Source organism: Homoserinimonas sp. A520, assembly GCF_054489245.1.
Genome location: NZ_JBTMWX010000006.1, coordinates 37058 through 55147 on the forward strand (window position 1 = coordinate 37058; position 18090 = coordinate 55147).

The following is an 18090-nucleotide window of genomic DNA, read 5'->3' on the forward strand; positions in this document are numbered from 1 at the left end:
CACGAGACTTGCAGACAATCTAAGGAGCACCCGATGAGCGACACCTCAGCGAACTGGCAGTTCGAGACCAAGCAAATCCATTCCGGTGCGCAGCCGGACCCGACGACCAACTCGCGGGCGACACCGATCTACCAGACCACCGCCTACGTCTTCAACAACGCCGAGCACGCGAAGAACCTGTTCGCACTGGCCGAGTTCGGCAACATCTACACGCGCATCCAGAATCCGACGCAGGACGTCGTCGAGCAGCGCGTCGCGGCGCTCGAGGGAGGCACCGCGGCACTCCTGCTCGCCTCCGGCCAATCGGCGACGACCCTCGCCGTGCTCAATATCGCCCAGGCCGGCGACCACATCGTCTCGTCGTCCTCCATCTACGGCGGCACTTACAACCTGTTCAAGTACACGCTGGCCAAGCTCGGCATCGAGACCACGTTCGTGGAGAACCAGGACGACCCGGAAGAGTGGCGCCGTGCCGTTCGCCCGAACACCAAGCTGTTCTTCGCCGAGACGATCGGCAACCCGCGGATCAACGTGCTCGACATCCGTGCGGTTGCGGATGTCGCCCACGCCAGCGGGGTCCCGCTGATCGCCGACAACACGATTGCGACACCGTTCCTGATCCGCCCGCTGGAGCACGGGGCGGACATCGTCGTGCACTCCGCCACCAAGTTCCTCGGCGGCCACGGAACCGTCATGGGCGGCGTGATCGTCGATGGCGGAAAGTTCGAGTGGTCGAAGAATGTCGAGAAGTTCCCCGGCCTGACCGAACCGGACCCGTCGTACCACGGCGCCAGCTACACCACCGTGCTCGGCGACGCGATCGCCTACATCATCAAGGCTCGCGTGCAGCTGCTCCGCGACCTGGGGCCGTCGATCGCACCGGCAAGCGCCTGGCAGCTCATCCAGGGTTTGGAGACCCTGAGCCTGCGGGTCGAGCGTCACGTGCAGAACGCCCAGGAGATTGCCGAGTGGCTGGATGCTCGTGATGACGTCGACACCGTGTACTACGCCGGCCTGCCGTCGAGCCCCTGGTACAAGCAGGCGAACGAGTACGCGCCGAAGGGCGTTGGGGCCGTGCTGTCGTTCGAGCTGAAGGGCGGTGTGGATGCCGGGCGCGCGCTCGTCGATGGCGTCAGCCTGTTCAGCCACGTCGCCAACATCGGGGATGTTCGCAGCCTCATCATCCACCCGGCATCGACCACCCACTCGCAGCTCACGCCGGAGCAGCAACTCACCGCCGGTGTCACGCCTGGGCTGGTGCGCCTGTCGGTGGGACTCGAGAACATCGCGGACATCAAGGCCGACCTCGAGGCCGGCCTGGCCGCAGCACGTGGCGTCGTGGAGCTGGCACGCAACGCGTAACATCACGAGAACGCGAAAAGTCACCCACAACTCTGTGTTTGGGTGACTTTTTGCGTTCTCGCGGCGGAAGCGATGTAACAAATTCCTGCGAGCGGCGCACACCGGCGATACTGGCTAAGACATGGATTGGCAGACCCCAGAAGACAGCGTTCCGCTCAGCTTCGTCACCGAGGCGAACAGCCGAGCGCTGCTCGGGAAGCCCTCGGCGACCGGAGCCTGGCGCGACGGCGACCCACCCGGAGACCGCAAGTTCGTCGGAATCGGCGCCCTCGACCTGGAGCGCGGCGGTCACCTCCCGTTCGTGCGCATCGCCTGGGAGTCCTGGGGCGACCTCAATGAGGATGGCACCAACGCCGTCCTCGTGCTGCACGCCCTCACCGGCGACAGCCACCTGATCGGGCCAGCCGGCACCGGGCACCCGACTGCCGGCTGGTGGTCTGGCATTATCGGTCCGGGCAAGTACCTCGACACCGACAAGTGGTTCGTCGTGGCACCGAACATCCTCGGAGGGTGCCAGGGCAGCACCGGGCCCGCATCGCACACCGTCGACGGCTTCGAGTGGGGCTCGCGGTTCCCGTACGTCACCATTCGCGACCAGGTCGAGGCGCAGGCGCGATTCTCGACGAACATCGGCATCGACCGCTGGGCCGCCGTGGTCGGCGGTTCGATGGGCGGCATGCACGTCCTCGAGTGGGCCGTCGGACATCCGGAGCGAGTCGAACGGGTTGCCGTCCTCTCCGCACCGCCGCTGGCATCCGCCGACCAGCTCGCCCTCAACTCGGTGCAACTCGAGGCGATCCAGATGGACCCCGCCTTCCACGGCGGCGAATACTACGAAGCCGCAGACGGCGACGGCCCGCACCGCGGCCTCGCACTGGCCAGGCGCATGGCCCTGCTCAACTACCGCTCCCCCGCCGAACTGAACAACCGTTTCCAGCGCAGCTGGCAGAGCGGCATCGACCCGCTCGGCGGAGGCGGCAAATTCGCCGTGGAGAGCTACCTCGACTTCCACGGCAACAAGTTCAGCCGGCGGTTCGACGCCAACAGCTACATCGTGCTGGTGAATGCGATGAACTCGCACGATATCGGCAGGGACCGCGGCGGGGTGGCCGCCGCACTCGCAGCCGTGACAGCGAAGAGCCTGGTGCTCGGCATCGACAGCGACCGACTGTTCCCCGTCGAAGGACAGACCGAGATCGCCCGGCACCTCGGCAACAACATCGACGGCGGCAATGCCGTGGTGATCCACTCGGATTTCGGCCACGACGGGTTCCTGATCGAAGAAGACATTGTCGGCACCGAATTGCTGCGGCTTCTCGCCAGTTGATATTAGAGTGACCCTCAGTGAGTAGGTCGTGACCCTGCCAGCGGGTCGCCAGCTCGTGAGGGGGCACCGTCGTGGGTAGCGAACCGGCCCGGGAGTCCGCCATCCGCGTCGCCGTGGTGGACGATCACGCGCTGGTCCTTGAGGGCATCACCGCCCGGCTGGCGAACCAGGCCGGCATCCGCGTCGTCGCCAGTGAGGCCACCTGGGTCGGCCTCCTGTGCCATGCGGAGTTCCCGGTGGACGTGGTCGTGCTCGACCTGCACCTGCGCGACCAGCTCTCGATCGGCACCAAGCTGAAGACGCTGACGGCTGCGGGTTCACACGCCGTGGTGATGAGCCGTCACGCCGACGCGGCGACGATCTCCACCGCGATCAGCTACGGCGCCAAGGGCTTCATCCCGAAGAGCGAGTCGACCGACGAGTTGGTGAAGGCGATCGAGTGCGCGGCGGCCGGTCGCCAGTACGGGAACCGGCCGATGGCGGAGGCGCTCGCCACTGTCGGCGACGCGTCGACGCCTCGGCTCGGAAACCAGGAGCGGCGCGCGCTCATGCTCTACGCGGCCGGCCGGCCGGTGAAGGAGGTCGCCGTCGCGATGGGCACCACTGAGGACACCGTCAAGTCGTACATCAAGCGCGGCCGCCGCAAGTACCGGGCTGCCGGAATCGATATCGGCACCCGGATTCTCCTCCGGCGCCAGGCAACCGTTGAGGGCTGGCTGAGCCCCGAATAGCTGCTGCGGGCCAAGCCGCGGCTCTACCATGTGTGCATGCCTGTTCGGATGCTGCGGACCGCCGTTGTGCCGCTGCTCGCCGTCACCCTGTGCCCGCTGTTCGGATGCTCGCCGAGTGCCCAGGCGAGCCTGCCTTCCGGCGTGCAGGTCAGCGTGCACCAGAACCGACCGGATACTGAAGACCGTCGCCTACAGGTGCGGATCGTCAACGGGACGGATGCCCCGCTCACCGTGACCGCGATGGCGTTCTCCTCCCCCCGTTTCGCCGAGCCAGCGCGCTACGCCAAGGCACCAAGCACGGTCAGGGCCGGCGGCACGCTGGACCTGCCGGTCTCCCTGACCGCGCCGGTGTGCGACAGCAGCGAGGGAGCAACTGAAGTGCGCCTCGACTTCGAACTCGAGTCTGGCCGCGCCGGAAGCATCACGGTGGTGCCCGACGACCCGCTGGACCAATTGGATGGCGTGACCGAGCGCGACTGCCTCCAGCACTCGATGGACGAGGTCGCCACCCTGGCCGAACCGGACCAGCTCAGAGTCGAGTCGGTCGACGGCCGGTTGGTCGCTTTCGTCGACCTGGCGGTGACCCCGACAGGCGCACCAGGCTCCTTCACCATCGAATCGGTCGACGACACGGTGCTGTTCGGGCTTTTCGACCCGGCGAGCGCGACGCCGCGGGACTCGCTGCCGGTCGACCTGATGGTCGACGGAACGGACGCGCCAATGCGGCTCACCGTCCCGCTCGTGCCTGCCCGTTGTGACGCCCACGCTGTCGCCGAGGACAAACGGGGCACGCTGCTCCCCTTGAGGGTGGCAATCGGGGATGCCACCGGCATCCGCTATTTCGCACTTTCCGATGACCGCAAGGGCGAGCTGTACTCGTACCTGGGCGACGCCTGCACCGATCGCTGAACAAGAGGGTCGCGGGAACGGCAAGAGGGTCGCGGTTTCCCGCGACCCTCTTCGCAACGTGCGCCAACAACCCGCAGGCTGTTTCGCACCCCATTTGGCCCTACTGTGACGGTCGGTTACCCGACCTGCCCCTCTTGTACGAATTGACTGTACGCGCTTGCAATGCCCGTATGGACGGCGTTGCACCCCCAGTTGAGGTCACAGTATGTGACTATTGCACGGTGGAAACCCTTGCCAAGGAACGGGATCGGCTCCTGCAGCGGTCTTCACGGATGGTTGGCATGAGCTTCAGCATCGTCTCCTTGGCGATCTTCCTCGTGCCCGGCGTTGTCGAGCCGGGGCGTCTCGTCGCAATCGTCCCCCTGTTCATCGCCCTGCTGGCCAGTCTCTACTTCGTGGCCGCGACCAGGGCGCTGCCGCTGGTGCTCGGGGGTATCGCCGCCGGGCTCGGCATCGTGGCCGCCACCCTCTACCCGTTCACCGAACCGGCAAGCTCCGCAACCCTGACCGCGATCATCCCGCTCACCGGCGGGGGCGTGGCAGCGTTCGCGATGGTCCTTCTCGACACCCGGATCCGGATGCTGGCACTCCTTGTCGCGGTGGCAGCGACGGCCGCCGTGGTCTCCTGGACGGCAACCGGGGAGACGCTGGGCCGCGTCTGGTTCATCACCATGGTCGGCTGGGCGATGGTCGCCATAGTCGCCTATTGGCTGAGTTCGAGTATTCCGCTGGCCGCCCGCCGCATCTACAGCATCGGCCGCGCCCACCGGGCCGAGCGCCGTGCCAGCGAGACTGAGGCGCAACGCCGCCAGTCGGCCCGCCTGCTCCACGACACCGTGCTGGCAACGCTCACCCTCCTCGCGCACTCCGGTGTCGGGGTCGCCCCGGAGGCCATGCGGCAGCAGGCGGCAGACGACGCACGGCTCCTGCGCCAGTTGAGACTGGGGACGGTGCCGATGCCGTCCGCATCCGGCGACTACAACCTCGAACCGGTCGAGGAGACGGCGCTCGGAACCACCCTCGAATCGGTGAAGCAGCGTTTCGGGCGGATGGGGCTCGAGGTGAGCTGGCACGGCACCGGGCAGGTGTTGCTGCCGAGTGACGTGCTCGACGCCTTCCTGCTCGCTCTCGCGGAATGCCTGGAGAACGTCAGGCGTCACTCCGGGGTGACGGATGCCCATGTCACCATCACCGACGACGACACCATGATCCGCGCCATGGTCACCGATTCCGGGGTGGGGTTCGACATCAAAGACGTCGACGAGGCGAGACTCGGCCTGAAGGACTCTGTTGTCGGGCGGCTCAAGGAAGTCGGCGGCAGCGCCCGGCTGTTCTCGGCCGCCGGTGCCGGCACCACCGTCGTGCTGGAGGTACCACGCGCGTGAGCTACACAGAAGAGAACACCCTCGGCGTGATCGTCGGGCGCCGACGCGGCCGTAACGGGCAGGGCGGCACCACGACCACGCGGGCCATGCGCCAGGCCAAGGCGATGGGAGCCAGGCTCGGCACCGGACGGCTCGGCATCGGGACCGGCATCGTCGCAGGACTCCTGGTGCTGATCGGCCTCGCCCGGTTCGCCTGGTCCTACGACCACTACCCGGACATCCTCCTCGTCTCCATCGCCTGGTTGTTGCTCATCTCGTCACTCGGTACCGTCGCGGTCACCATCGCCGCCCGCGGCGAGAACCTTCCGGGCTGGATGTATGCGGGCATCCTGGTCATGATCGCCGTCGTCATCGCACTGGACTTCATCGCCATCTGGCCGCTCGGGAATGTCGCCGCCTGGTCGTCAGCATCCGCTGCCGCCGGGGCCGGGCTCCTGATCGCCGTCACGTTGCGGTCGACCAGGGACATTCTCATCCCGACGGTCGCGCTCGTCGCCGTGTTCGCCGTCGCGTTCCCGCTCAGCTCGCCCCCATCGGTCGAGACCCTCCCCTCCCAGCTGGCCGTCGTCGCCCTGGCCGCCGTGCCTCCGCTGATCGGGGTGTACATGGTACGGATGTTCCGCCACCTGGTGCAGACGGAGCTGGACCGGGTACTCGTTCAGAGCACCGTGTCTGCCCCGAGATTCGCGGTGGGCATGCTCGCATCCGAAGAGCTGGCCAGGCTCGACCTCGCAGCAGAGGAGCTGCTCGATTCTGTGGCGACGGGACGCACCAAGCTTCCGCTGACGCCGAAGATCGCCTCGACCGCGGCGTCGCTCGCCACCGAGTTGCGCCTGCACCTGATCGAGGGGCGACGGGAGACCTGGCTGTACCACGCGGTCACGGAATCCGAGACGCTCGGCAAGTCGGTGGTGCTTACCGATCCCGGCAGCCTCGCCGGCCTGCTGAACCCCGGTCAGCGTGACGGATTGTTCGCTGCCATCTGGTTGCTGGTGAGCGAGAAGCGCAAGTCCCCAGCGAACATCAAGCTCACCCTCGGCCCGGCGAACGCGGCTGTGCCCGGAATCCCGATGGGCAAGATCTGCGTTCCCGTCGTCGTCAGCACCACCGGGGTGGCACGGAATCGGGTGGGACCCGCAGTATGGGAAGCACTCAGCCGCGTTGGCGACTTTAACGATGGCGTCGAGTCGTCCAGCCTGCGTGTCGACATCCAGTGCATCGTGGAAAACCCGGCAGACCAATAGCATGCCTGTAGTGAAGAGATAGGAATCCCTTGTTCCCAGCATCCAACCCCATCCGGCTCGCCATAGTCGACGACCACAAGATGCTGCTCAGCGCCTTGACGGAGTGGGTCCGCACTGCGACGGACGATCTCACCATGGTGGCAGCAGTCTCCAGCTGGCCGGAACTGCTCACTCATCCGGAGTTCCCGGTCGACGTCGTGCTTCTCGACCTCGACCTCAAGGACAACATCCCGATCTCGCTGAAGATCTCGACCCTGAAGACCACCGGTGTCAAGACCGTGCTGATGAGCACGTACTCAGACCCGAACGTGGTGCGGGAGGCCCTCGCGGCCGGTGCACTGGGTTACCTGGTGAAGAGCGAGGATGCGACGATGATCGTCGAGGCGATCCGCGCTGCGGCCAAGGGCGAGTCGTTCGTCTCGGCCGAGCTCGACCTCGCGCTCAATTCTGGTGACATCGGTGGCTCACCGAAGCTCAGCGCACAGGAGCGACGCGTCATGGCGCTGTACGGGGGCGGTGAGCCGGTCAAGGCCGTCGCCTACCAGCTGGGCATCTCGGAAGAGACCGCGAAGTCGTACCTGAAGCGCATCCGCGAGAAGTACCGCATTGCCGGAATCGATGTCGGCACCAAGGTGGGGCTGCGCAAGCAGGCCATCACCGACGGCATCCTGCTGAGCAGCGACCTCCCGCGGTCGGACTTCTAGCAGCCACTCACTGTGGCGGATGCGTCCGCAACAGGTGCGCCACGACCTCCGGCAGGGCGTCGGCGACGTCCAAGGCAGCCAACGGTCCGCCGGCGCTCGCCAACTCCGCCGCAGCGGCATGAAGGTGGGCGGCGGATGCGGCCAGCCTGGGCAGCAGCTCCGGACGCGCCAACACGGCTTCGGAGTGCGTCGCCAGCAGAGCGCCCAGCACCCCGCCGAGCACGTCCCCGGTCCCCGCGCTGGCCAGCCAGCCGGTCGCCGGGCCGGCCACCAGCCGGGAACCGTCCGGGCCGGCGACCCGGGTGTAGGTGCCCTTGAGCAGCACGGTGACGCCGAGTCGGTCTGACGCCTGCGAACACCAGAGTGCGGGATCAGCGGCGACCTCGCCGGCATCCGCCCCCAGCACGCCGGCCAGCTCCCGGAAGTGCGGGGTGATCACGGTCGGGCCGGTCACCCGGCCGATCAGGTCGAGGGCCCCGGAATCGATGACGGTCGGCAGGCCCTCCGCGATTGCGGACAGCAGTTGATCGGTTGTCTCCTGGTCCCGGTCACCGGAGTCGATCCCCGATCCGAGCAGCCAGGCCTGCACGCGCCCGGGAACGATGACGGCCTCAGGACGACGCTGAAGCACCAGGTCGGCGGCGGCGCCCAGGTAACGGACCATGCCGACACCGGTGCCAATCGCCGCCTCCACACCGAGCACCGCGGCACCCGGATACCGCTCCGAGCCGGTGACAATGCCGAGCACGCCGCGCGAATACTTGTCTGCGTCCGGGCCGGGCACCGCGATCAGCGCCGCCGACTCCGCATCCGTCCACTGCCGGTAACCGGTCATGGTGACACGATAGTTTGATCGGGTGACTTCCGGCCTCTTCTCGCCCTACGGCATCCGCTCGACCACCTTTCGAAACCGCCTGTGGGTGTCGCCGATGTGCCAGTACTCGGTCGACCGCGAAGACGGCGTTCCCACCGATTGGCACCTGGTGCACCTCGGCTCATTCGCGCGCGGGGGTGCCGGACTGGTCATGACCGAGGCCACCGCGGTCACCGCGGAGGGACGCATCTCCGCCGAGGACACCGGAATCTACACGGATGCTCAACGCGACGCCTGGACCCGCATCGTCGCCTTCATCCACTCGCAGGGCGCTCAGGCGGGCATCCAGTTGGCGCACGCCGGGCGAAAGGCGTCAGTCTGGCGCGAGTGGGGCCCGCGCAAGGGGACCCGGCCGGTCGCCGATGGCGGCTGGCAGACCATCGCACCCTCCCCCGCACCGTTCGCCACCCTCGACCTTCCGCGGGAACTCGACGCCGCGGAACTCCCCGCGATTGTCACAGCTTTCGCGGATGCCGCCCGCCGCGCCGTCGCCGCCGGGTTCGATGTCGTCGAGGTGCACGCCGCGCACGGCTACCTCCTCCACCAATTCCTCTCGCCGCTGTCGAACACCCGCACCGATGACTACGGTGGCACGCTGGAGAACCGGGCCAGGCTGCTGATCGACGTGGTCTCTGCAGTTCGCGCCGCAGTCGGCGAGACCGTACCCGTGTTCGTGCGCCTGTCGGCGACCGACTGGGCGCCAGAGGACAAGAATGGCTGGGACCCGGAACAGACGGCGCGTGTCGCGCGTTGGGCGGCGGATGCTGGAGCCGACCTCTTCGACGTGTCCTCCGGTGGGATCCTGGGCCGTGCGAACATCCCGCTCGGGCCCGGCTACCAGGTGCCACTCGCCGAATACGTGCGGGAGCAGGCATCCGTTCCGGTGAGCACCGTCGGCCTGATCACCGAGGCGAAACAGGCCGACGCGATCATCGCCGAAGGCCGGGCCGACGCGGTCATGATGGGTCGGGAACTGCTGCGCGACCCACACTTCCCGTTGCTGGCAGCGCACGAACTGGGAGCCGAGATCGACTATGCACCGCGGCAGTACCACCGGGCGCACCGGGGCTAGATCCGACGCGCAGCGTCCTGCCTAAATGCGACGCGTTGCGTCCTGGACCTCGCCGACCAGCTCTTCGATGATGTCCTCGAGGAAGAGCACGCCGGTCGTTGCACCGTCCTCATCGAACACCCGCGCCAGGTGCACGCCTGAGCGTCGCATGGCCGCCAGGGCGTCCTCCAGGTCGGTCTCGCGGAAAATCGTGATCAGCTGGCGGATGCGCTTCGGTGGCACCGGTTCGTGGAACTCGCCGGCGTCCTCCAGGTCGATGACGTCCTTCAGGTGGAGGTAGCCGCTGGGCTCACCGTCGTCGCCGACCAGCACGTAACGCGAGAAGCCGTGCTGCGCCACAGCCCGCTCCACCTCGGCCGGAGTCGCCGCCTCAGACAGGCTGACGAGGTTCGCCATGCCGACAGCGACGTCCTTCGCCTTCTTCTCGGAGAATTCGAAGGCCGCCGACAGCGCGCCGGTGTTGTCGGTCAGTACCCCCTCGCGGGTGGAGTGGGCAACGATGTTGGCGACCTCATCGAAGGTGTAGGTGCTGGTCGCCTCGTTCTTGGGCTCGACGCCGAACAACCTCAGCACGCCGTTCGCCGTCGCGTTGAGGCTGAAGATTACCGGCCGGAACAGGGTGGCGAAGGCGACCAGCGGCGGCGCCAGAATCAGCGCCATCCGGTCGGGAAGCGAGAAGGACAGGTTCTTAGGAACCATCTCGCCGAGCACCACGTGCAGGAAGGAGACGATCGCCAGAGCGATTCCGAAGGCGACGCCACCGATGACATCCTCGTGCCAGCCGGTCAGGGCCAGCGGCGCCTCCAGGATGTGGTGGATGGCAGGCTCAGACACGTTGAGGATCAACAGCGAGCAGATCGTGATGCCCAACTGGCTGGTGGCGAGCATGAGGGTCGCGTGCTCCATCGCGAACAGGGTGGTCTTCGCTGCGCGACTACCAGCCTCAGCCCTCGGCTCGATCTGCGACCGCCGGGCCGAGATCACGGCGAACTCAGCGCCGACGAAGAACGCGTTCACCACGAGAAGGATGACCAGCCAGGCGATACCCCACCAATCCGACATCAGCCCTCACCCGCTTCAGGATCGGGTTCGACCGTCGGGGTGAACCGAACGCGGTCGATCCTCCGACCCTCGAGACGCTCAACCCGGAACTCGCCGGCATCCGTTGTCACCGTGTCCCCGACCACCGGAAGCCTGCCCAACTCACTCATGATGAACCCGGCGACCGTCTCATACGGGCCGTCCTCCGGAACCACGACATCGGCGCGCTCGCGCAGCTCATCCGGGCGGAGAATCCCGGGGAAAGTCAGCCAGTTGCGGGAGCGCACCACCCCGGCCCTGGTGCGGTCGTGCTCGTCGGACACCTCGCCGACCAGCTCTTCGACGAGGTCCTCGAGGGTCGCAACGCCAGCCGTACCGCCGTACTCGTCGACCACGATCGACATCTGGTAGCCGCGCTGACGCAGCTCGGCCAGCAGGGTGTCGAGCTTCATCGTCTCGGGCACGCGCAGGGCATCCGTCTGCAAAGCGGATGCCGGCACCTCCGCCCGCTTCTCCCTCGGCACGGCGACGGCCTGCTTGACGTGCACCAGGCCGACAACCTCGTCAATGCTGTCGTCGATCACCGGGAAGCGGGACAGTCCGGTGCGCTTGGCCAGGTCGATGACCACCTGCGCCGAATCGCTGCGGTCGACGCTGGCCACTCGCGGGCGTGGGGTCATCACATCCGACGCGGTGTGGTCGCTGAAGATCAGCGTTCTGGCCAGCAGTGTCGCGGTGTCGCGTTCGAGCGTGCCCTCCTTCGCCGACCGGCTCAGGAGCGAGGTGAGTTCCTCCGCCGTGCGAGCGGACGACAGCTCCTCCTTCGGCTCGATTCCGATCGACCGCAGGATGACGTTGGCCGTGTCGTTGAGCAGCACAACGGCCGGGCGGAACACCCAGGTGAACGCCACCTGGAACGGGATGACCAGCTTTGCCGTGCCCAGCGGCAGCGCGAGGGCGAAATTCTTGGGGACCAACTCACCGATGATCATCGACAGCAATGTGGCGATGACGATCGCGATGATGGACGCCACCACCGAGACCGCTCCGGCTTGCAGGCCCAGGCCGGACAACGGCCCCCGCAGCATGCTGCTGAAGGCGGGCTCCAGCGTGTAGCCGGTGAGCAGCGTGGTGAGCGTGATGCCCAGCTGCGCGCTGGAGAGGTGGGTCGAGGTGATCTTCAGGGCGGCGATCGTCATCGCCAGCCTGGTCTCCCCGCGAGCCTGTCGCGCTTCGAGGTCGTGGCGGTCGAGGTTGACCAGCGCGAACTCGGAGGCGACGAAAAGTCCGGTGCCGATGGTGAGGATCAGACCCGCGCCCAGCATGAGCAACTCATACATCGCGGCCACCGGCACAGTAACTAGAGGGGGGGTCGTCCATTATTCGACTGAGTATATCCGGATGCGCCGCGCGGGACCGCCCCAGCGGTCCTACCAGGAGACGGGGAGCGCCTTGCCCTCCTCGTAGCCGGCAGCAGACTGGATGCCGACCAGCGCGTTCTCGTGGAACTCCGCCACCGAGCGGGCGCCCGCGTAGGTGAACGAGCTGCGCAGGCCGGAGGTGATCATGTCGAGCAGATCCTCCACCGACGGTCGCAGCGGGTCGAGGTAGATTTTCGAGCTCGAGATGCCTTCGGCGAACAGTTCCTTGCGGGCGAGCTCGTACGGGTCGAGCCGCTCGAACCGCTGCTGCACCGCCTTGGTGGATGCCATGCCCCAGCTTTCCTTGTAGAGGCGCCCCTGCGCATCCGTCTGCAGCCTCCCCGGAGCCTCGATGGTGCCGGCGAACCACGACCCGATCATGACGGATGCCGCCCCGGCTGCCAGCGCGAGCGCCACATCGCGGGGGTACCGCACACCGCCGTCGGCCCAGACGTGGGCTCCGGTGGCGCGGGCCGCCTCAGCGGTCTCCAGCACGGCGGAGAATTGTGGCCGACCGACGGCGGTCATCATGCGCGTCGTGCACATGGCACCCGGTCCGACTCCCACCTTGACGATGGTGGCGCCTGCGGCCACCAGGTCGTCCACCGCATCCGCCGAGACCACATTGCCCGCCACAATGGGCAGCCCGAGCTCCAACGCGGCAACCTCCCGCACGGCACGGACCATGGCCTCCTGGTGGCCGTGGGCGGTGTCGAGAACGAGAACGTCCACGCCGGCCGATGCGAGGGCCTTCGCCTTCACCCCCACGTCGCCATTGATGCCGACCGCCGCCGCGACCCGAAGCCGCCCTGAGCCGTCGACGTTCGGCTGGTACAGGGTGCCGCGGAGGGCACTGCGGCGACTGAGGGTTCCGATCACCTTGCCGTGGTGGAGCACGGGCGCGAACTCGAGTTCGGCGGCCACCATCAGGTCGAAAGCGGCGCGATCATCCGTCACGTCGTCGGCGTCGATGGCGGCGAGCTGCCCGTGGATCAGGTCACCGAGCCGGGCATCCTCGAGGGCGGTACCCAGCCTGGAGGCCGGAATGCAGCCGAGGTACTCCCCGTCGCCGTCGCTCACCACGATGCCGTGCCCGGCAACGGCGGGGAGAAGATCGAGCGCGTCGGCCACCGTCTGGTCGGCTGCCAGGTGCACCGGTGTGTCGAAGGCGGCCGGCTGTTCCTTCACCCAGCGGATGGCGGCATCCAGTTCCTGCAGCGGCATGTCCTGGGGCAGCACGGATAGTCCGCCGCGACGGGCCAGCGATGCCGCCAGTCGTGGCCCGGTGACCGAGTTCATGTTGGCCGACACGATGGGGATGGTGGCGCCGGTGCCGTCGCCGGTGGCGAGTGAGACGTCGAGGCGACTGGTGACATCCGATCGGCTGGGTACCAGGAACACGTCGGAGTAGGTCAGGTCGTGGGTCGGCGCCGCCTCGTAAAACTTCATGTTTTTAAGGGTAGCCCCCGCGGCGGCGGGTCGGCGGGCCCACAGTAAAACGATTACGCTTGAACAGGCGTGTTGGCAGCTTTTCGCCGCATGCATGACATAGACACTGACAACGGAGAGTGGGCGGTCGGCTGTGCCTAGCCTAGAGACTCCAGAGGGCGAGACCTCGGAGTTCGGAGCCAACGAGTGGCTCGTTGACGAGATGTACGAACGCTTCAAGGTCGACAGGAATTCTGTGGACAAGTCGTGGTGGCCGATCCTCGAGAACTATCACCAGTCGAAAGTGTCGACGGATGCCCCGGCGGGCACCCAGCAGGAGGCAGCGACTCCGCGCGAACCGGCCGAGCAGCAAGCACCTGCCGGCACCGCCGGTGCCGAGCCGACCGCTGCGCAGACGGCGGAGGTCACCGCAGAGGAGCCCATCTCCGAGTCACCGGAACCCGCCGCTGAGGCCGTGAAGGACGCCCCGGCACAGGAGCCACAGGCACCTCGCGCCGTCACCGGTGAGAACGGCACCAGCGAGACCAGCACCGCAGCTGAAACGGCTTCCACGAACGGGTCGCAGCCGGTTGCGAAGACCACATCCATCCAGGCCAGGCCGCAGCCGATCCCGGCTGAGGCGCCCGCCAGCGCACCGCAGGCGGCGGACGAGCCTGAAGAGCCGCAAGACAAGGTAACCCCGCTTCGCGGCGCCGCCAAGTCCATCGCCAGCAACATGGATGTCAGCCTCACCGTGCCGACCGCGACCAGCGTGCGCACCATGCCGGCCAAGTTGATGGTCGACAACCGCATCGTGATCAACAACCACATGAAGCGGGCCCGCGGTGGGAAGATCTCGTTCACGCACCTGATCGCCTGGGCCATGATCCAGACGCTGAAAGAGTTCCCGAGCCAGAACGTCTACTACGACGAGATCGACGGCAAGCCGTCGGTGGTCTCGCCTGCGCACATCAACCTCGGCATCGCAATCGACCTGCCGAAGCCGGATGGCACCCGCAGCCTCGTGGTTCCGGGCATCAAGCGCACGGAGTCCATGGGCTTCGGCGAGTTCCTCGGAGCCTACGAGGATGTCGTCAAGCGCGCGCGTGAGAACAAGCTCACCATGGCGGACTACCAGGGCAACACCATCTCGCTGACCAACCCCGGCGGCATCGGCACCGAGCACTCGGTGCCTCGTCTGATGAAGGGGGCAGGCTGCATCATCGGCGCCGGAGCCCTCGAGTACCCGGCAGAGTTCCAGGGCACGTCGCCGAGGACGCTGGCGAACCTGGGCATCGGCAAGACGGTCACCCTGACCTCCACCTACGACCACCGGGTCATCCAGGGGGCGGGCTCGGGCGAGTTCCTGAAGATGGTGCACGAGCGCCTGATCGGCCAGCACGGCTTCTACGAGGAGATCTTCGCCTCCCTGCGCATCCCGTACGAGCCGATTCGCTGGGCCGCGGACATCCACGTCGACCTCGCGTCGGCCGTCGACAAGACGGCGCGCGTGCAGGAGCTCATCAACTCCTTCCGGGTGCGCGGTCACCTGATGGCCGACATCGACCCGCTCGAGTATGTGCAGCGCTCGCACCCCGACCTCGACATCGCCACCCACGGGCTCAGCTTCTGGGACCTTGACCGGGAGTTCATCACCGGTGGTTTCGGCGGCAAGCGCACTGCGCTGCTGCGCGACATCCTCGGAATGCTGCGCGACGCCTACTGCCGTACCGTCGGCGTCGAGTACATGCACATCCAGAATCCGGATGAACGCAAGTGGCTTCAGGACCGCCTGGAACGGCCGTACACCAAGCCGACCCACGACGAGCAGATGCGCATCCTGGCCAAGCTCAACGAGGCTGAAGCGTTCGAAACCTTCCTACAGACCAAGTACGTCGGCCAAAAGCGGTTCAGCCTCGAGGGTAGTGAGTCGATCATCGCGATGCTCGACCGCATCCTTCAGGGCGCTGCAGAAGCCAACCTCGAAGAGGTCGCCATCGGCATGGCCCATCGCGGGCGCCTCAACGTGCTGACGAACATCGCCGGTAAGACCTACGGCCAGATCTTCCGAGAGTTCGAGGGTACGCAAGACCCGAGGACCGTGCAGGGGTCCGGCGACGTCAAGTATCACCTGGGCACCGAAGGCACCTTCACCGGCGCGACCGGCGACCAGATTCCGGTGTACCTTGCCGCCAACCCGTCCCACCTCGAGGCTGTCGACGGTGTGCTCGAAGGCATTGTGCGGGCAAAGCAGGACCGTAAGCCGATCGGCACCTTCCAGGTCGTACCGATCATGATTCATGGTGACGCCGCCATGGCCGGCCAGGGAATCGTGCTCGAGATCCTGCAGATGTCGCAGCTGCGCGGCTACCGCACCGGCGGAACCATTCACCTGGTGGTCAACAACCAGGTCGGATTCACCACCCCGCCGGAGGAGGGCCGAAGCTCGGTCTACTCCACCGATGTCGCCAAGACCATCCAGTCGCCGATCTTCCATGTGAACGGCGACGACCCTGAAGCTGTCCTGCGCGTGGCCGAGCTCGCGCTCGAGTTCCGCCAGGAGTTCCACAAGGATGTCGTGGTCGACCTGCTCTGCTACCGCCGCCGAGGCCACAACGAGGGTGACGACCCCTCGATGACGCAGCCGCTGATGTACAACCTGATCGAGGCGAAGCGCTCAGTGCGAACGCTGTACGGTGAGGCGCTGGTCGGTCGCGGCGACATCACCGAAGCGGAGTACGCCGGGGCGCAGGCCGACTTCCAGGATCGTCTGGAGCGCGCTTTCGCGGAGACCCACGCGGCACAGACGAATTCGACGCCAATCGTCATCCAGGATGATTCCGCGATGTCCGACCTCGAACGGCCGGACTCCCAGAGGGATGACAGTGCAGGCGAGCCGGAGACTACCGGCGTTGCCGAAGGCGTCATCACCACCATCGGTGACGCCCACGACAACCCGCCCGCAGGCTTCACCGTTCATTCGAAGCTGCAGCAGTTGCTCAAGAAGCGGGTCGACATGAGCCGCAACGGCGGGGTCGACTGGGGCTTCGGCGAGCTGCTGGCACTCGGATCCCTGCTGCTGGAGGGCACCCCGGTGCGGATGGCTGGCCAGGACAGCCGTCGTGGAACGTTCGTGCAGCGGCACGCTGTTCTCCACGACCGCGAGAACGGCCAGGAGTGGCTGCCGCTGCTCAACCTGAGCGACAACCAGGCCCGCTTCTGGATCTACGACTCGCTGCTCAGCGAGTATGCGGCGATGGGCTTCGAGTACGGCTACTCGGTGGAGCGAGCGGATGCGCTGGTGCTCTGGGAGGCCCAGTTCGGGGACTTCTCCAACGGTGCGCAGATCGTCATTGACGAGTTCATCGCCAGTGCCGAGCAGAAGTGGGGCCAGCGTTCCAGCGTCGTGCTGTTGCTCCCGCACGGTTACGAGGGCCAGGGCCCGGACCACTCGTCCGCCCGCATCGAGCGTTTCCTGCAGCTGTGCGCCGAGAACAACATGACGGTTGCGCGTCCGTCGACCCCGGCGTCGTACTTCCACCTCCTGCGCAGGCAGGCTTACGCCCGTCCGCGCCGCCCCCTCGTGGTGTTCACCCCGAAGGCGATGCTTCGCCTTCGCGGTGCCACCAGCGACATTGCGGCGTTCACCTCAGGCAAGTTCGAGCCGGTGATCGACGACGCGTCCATCACCGACAAGGCGGCAGTGAAGCGGATCGTGCTGCACGCCGGCAAGCTGCACTATGACCTCCTGGCGGAGCGCGACAAGCGCGGCCAGACGGATGTGGCGCTGGTACGCGTGGAGCAGTACTACCCGCTCCCGCTGCGCGAGCTGGTCTCGGTCGTTCAGCAGTACCCGAACGCCGAGCTGCTGTGGGCACAGGAAGAGCCGGAGAACCAGGGCGCCTGGCCGTTCATCTGCATGGAGCTGTTGCGCAACCTGAAGAACCTGGAGCTGAAGGTGGCGTCACGCCCGGCATCCGCCTCACCGGCGACCGGTTCGACGAAGCGCAGCGCGCAGGAGCAGGTTGACCTGATCAACCGCGCCTTGACGATCGACTAGTGACGGGGCCGCAGGATCTCGCCCGGGTCCGTCCCGGGCGAGACTGCGCCGAGGATCGCTGCTGAGATCTCGTAGAGCTGTTCGACCTGTTCTTCACTCAGCCGGTCGAAGACGTTGTCAACGACGGTTGTGACGTGGGCGGGGGCAGCATCCGTGAGCACCCGCAGGCCCTCCTCCGTCAGGCAGGCGTAAGTCACCCGGCCGTCGGCGGGGTCGGCATCCCGGCGGATCCACCCGGCTTCTTCCAGCTTCCGCACAGCGTGCGAAAGTCGGGAGACGGATGATTTCAGCACCTGGGCGAGTTCGGTCATCCTGATCCCGTGCCCCGGGGCCTCCGACAGCATGGCGAGGATCATGTAGTACGTGTGCGGCATGCCGCTCTGTGCCTGGAGGTCGCGATCAAGTACTTCCTGCAGGCGGCTGCTGGCCACCAGGTAGGCGCGCCAGGCCCGCTGCTCGCGGTCGTCCAGCCAGCGAAAAGGCTTCGTCTCTTCGGTCATGTGACCATTCTAGTCATTTACTTGAACATTCA

14 protein-coding genes are annotated in these 18090 nt (G+C 66.8%); 9 read left to right on the forward strand and 5 right to left on the reverse strand.

The window, feature by feature from the left end:
- Window positions 1-33: 33 nt before the first annotated feature.
- The 7 genes from ACX3PH_RS13610 (at window position 34) to ACX3PH_RS13640 (ending at window position 7662) form a co-directional block, all read left to right on the forward strand.
- Complete coding sequence (locus ACX3PH_RS13610) at window positions 34-1362, forward strand: bifunctional o-acetylhomoserine/o-acetylserine sulfhydrylase (RefSeq protein ID WP_459093228.1); 1329 nt, start codon at window positions 34-36, stop codon at window positions 1360-1362.
- Between the two features lie 121 nt (window positions 1363-1483).
- Complete coding sequence (gene metX / locus ACX3PH_RS13615) at window positions 1484-2689, forward strand: homoserine O-acetyltransferase MetX (protein WP_459093229.1); 1206 nt, start codon at window positions 1484-1486, stop codon at window positions 2687-2689.
- Between the two features lie 71 nt (window positions 2690-2760).
- The gene (locus ACX3PH_RS13620; RefSeq protein ID WP_459093230.1) at window positions 2761-3420 is read left to right on the forward strand and encodes a response regulator transcription factor; all 660 of its coding nucleotides are present in this window, start codon (window positions 2761-2763) and stop codon (window positions 3418-3420) included.
- 36 nt (window positions 3421-3456) lie between these two features.
- On the forward strand, window positions 3457-4329 hold the full coding sequence (locus ACX3PH_RS13625) for a hypothetical protein (protein ID WP_459093231.1): 873 nt from the start codon (window positions 3457-3459) through the stop codon (window positions 4327-4329).
- Window positions 4330-4550: 221 nt separating this feature from the next.
- Window positions 4551-5714, forward strand: a complete 1164-nt coding sequence (locus ACX3PH_RS13630; protein WP_459093232.1) for a sensor histidine kinase — start codon at window positions 4551-4553, stop codon at window positions 5712-5714.
- The gene (locus tag ACX3PH_RS13635; RefSeq protein ID WP_459093233.1) at window positions 5711-6958 is read left to right on the forward strand and encodes a hypothetical protein; all 1248 of its coding nucleotides are present in this window, start codon (window positions 5711-5713) and stop codon (window positions 6956-6958) included. The genes ACX3PH_RS13630 and ACX3PH_RS13635 overlap by 4 nt, the downstream gene beginning before the upstream one ends.
- Before the next feature lie 29 nt (window positions 6959-6987).
- A complete protein-coding gene (locus ACX3PH_RS13640; protein WP_459093234.1) occupies window positions 6988-7662 on the forward strand; it encodes a response regulator in 675 nt (224 codons plus the stop codon).
- Between the two features lie 7 nt (window positions 7663-7669).
- Here the strand turns inward: ACX3PH_RS13640 and ACX3PH_RS13645 are convergent, their stop codons facing one another.
- Window positions 7670-8497 (reverse strand): ADP-dependent NAD(P)H-hydrate dehydratase, encoded by an 828-nt coding sequence (locus ACX3PH_RS13645; RefSeq protein WP_459093235.1) that lies wholly within the window; start codon window positions 8495-8497, stop codon window positions 7670-7672.
- 22 nt (window positions 8498-8519) lie between these two features.
- Between ACX3PH_RS13645 and ACX3PH_RS13650 the strand changes: the two genes are divergently transcribed.
- Window positions 8520-9608, forward strand: a complete 1089-nt coding sequence (locus tag ACX3PH_RS13650; RefSeq protein WP_459093236.1) for an NADH:flavin oxidoreductase/NADH oxidase — start codon at window positions 8520-8522, stop codon at window positions 9606-9608.
- Between the two features lie 21 nt (window positions 9609-9629).
- Here ACX3PH_RS13650 and ACX3PH_RS13655 read toward each other — a convergent pair whose 3' ends face one another.
- The 3 genes from ACX3PH_RS13655 to guaB1 form a co-directional block, all read right to left on the reverse strand.
- Complete coding sequence (locus ACX3PH_RS13655; protein WP_459093237.1) at window positions 9630-10670, reverse strand: hemolysin family protein; 1041 nt, start codon at window positions 10668-10670, stop codon at window positions 9630-9632.
- Window positions 10670-11989, reverse strand: a complete 1320-nt coding sequence (locus ACX3PH_RS13660) for a hemolysin family protein (protein WP_459093333.1) — start codon at window positions 11987-11989, stop codon at window positions 10670-10672. The genes ACX3PH_RS13655 and ACX3PH_RS13660 overlap by 1 nt, the downstream gene beginning before the upstream one ends.
- 90 nt (window positions 11990-12079) lie before the next feature.
- Window positions 12080-13519 (reverse strand): GMP reductase, encoded by a 1440-nt coding sequence (gene guaB1, locus ACX3PH_RS13665; protein WP_459093238.1) that lies wholly within the window; start codon window positions 13517-13519, stop codon window positions 12080-12082.
- 202 nt (window positions 13520-13721) lie between these two features.
- Between guaB1 and ACX3PH_RS13670 the strand changes: the two genes are divergently transcribed.
- Window positions 13722-17558, forward strand: coding sequence for a multifunctional oxoglutarate decarboxylase/oxoglutarate dehydrogenase thiamine pyrophosphate-binding subunit/dihydrolipoyllysine-residue succinyltransferase subunit (locus ACX3PH_RS13670; protein ID WP_459093334.1), 3837 nt, complete (start codon window positions 13722-13724; stop codon window positions 17556-17558).
- On the opposite strand, the gene ACX3PH_RS13675 is transcribed toward ACX3PH_RS13670, so the two are convergent.
- On the reverse strand, window positions 17555-18058 hold the full coding sequence (locus ACX3PH_RS13675; RefSeq protein WP_459093239.1) for a MarR family winged helix-turn-helix transcriptional regulator: 504 nt from the start codon (window positions 18056-18058) through the stop codon (window positions 17555-17557). The two genes, ACX3PH_RS13670 and ACX3PH_RS13675, sit on opposite strands and share 4 nt — an antisense overlap.
- Between the last annotated feature and the right edge of the window lie 32 nt (window positions 18059-18090).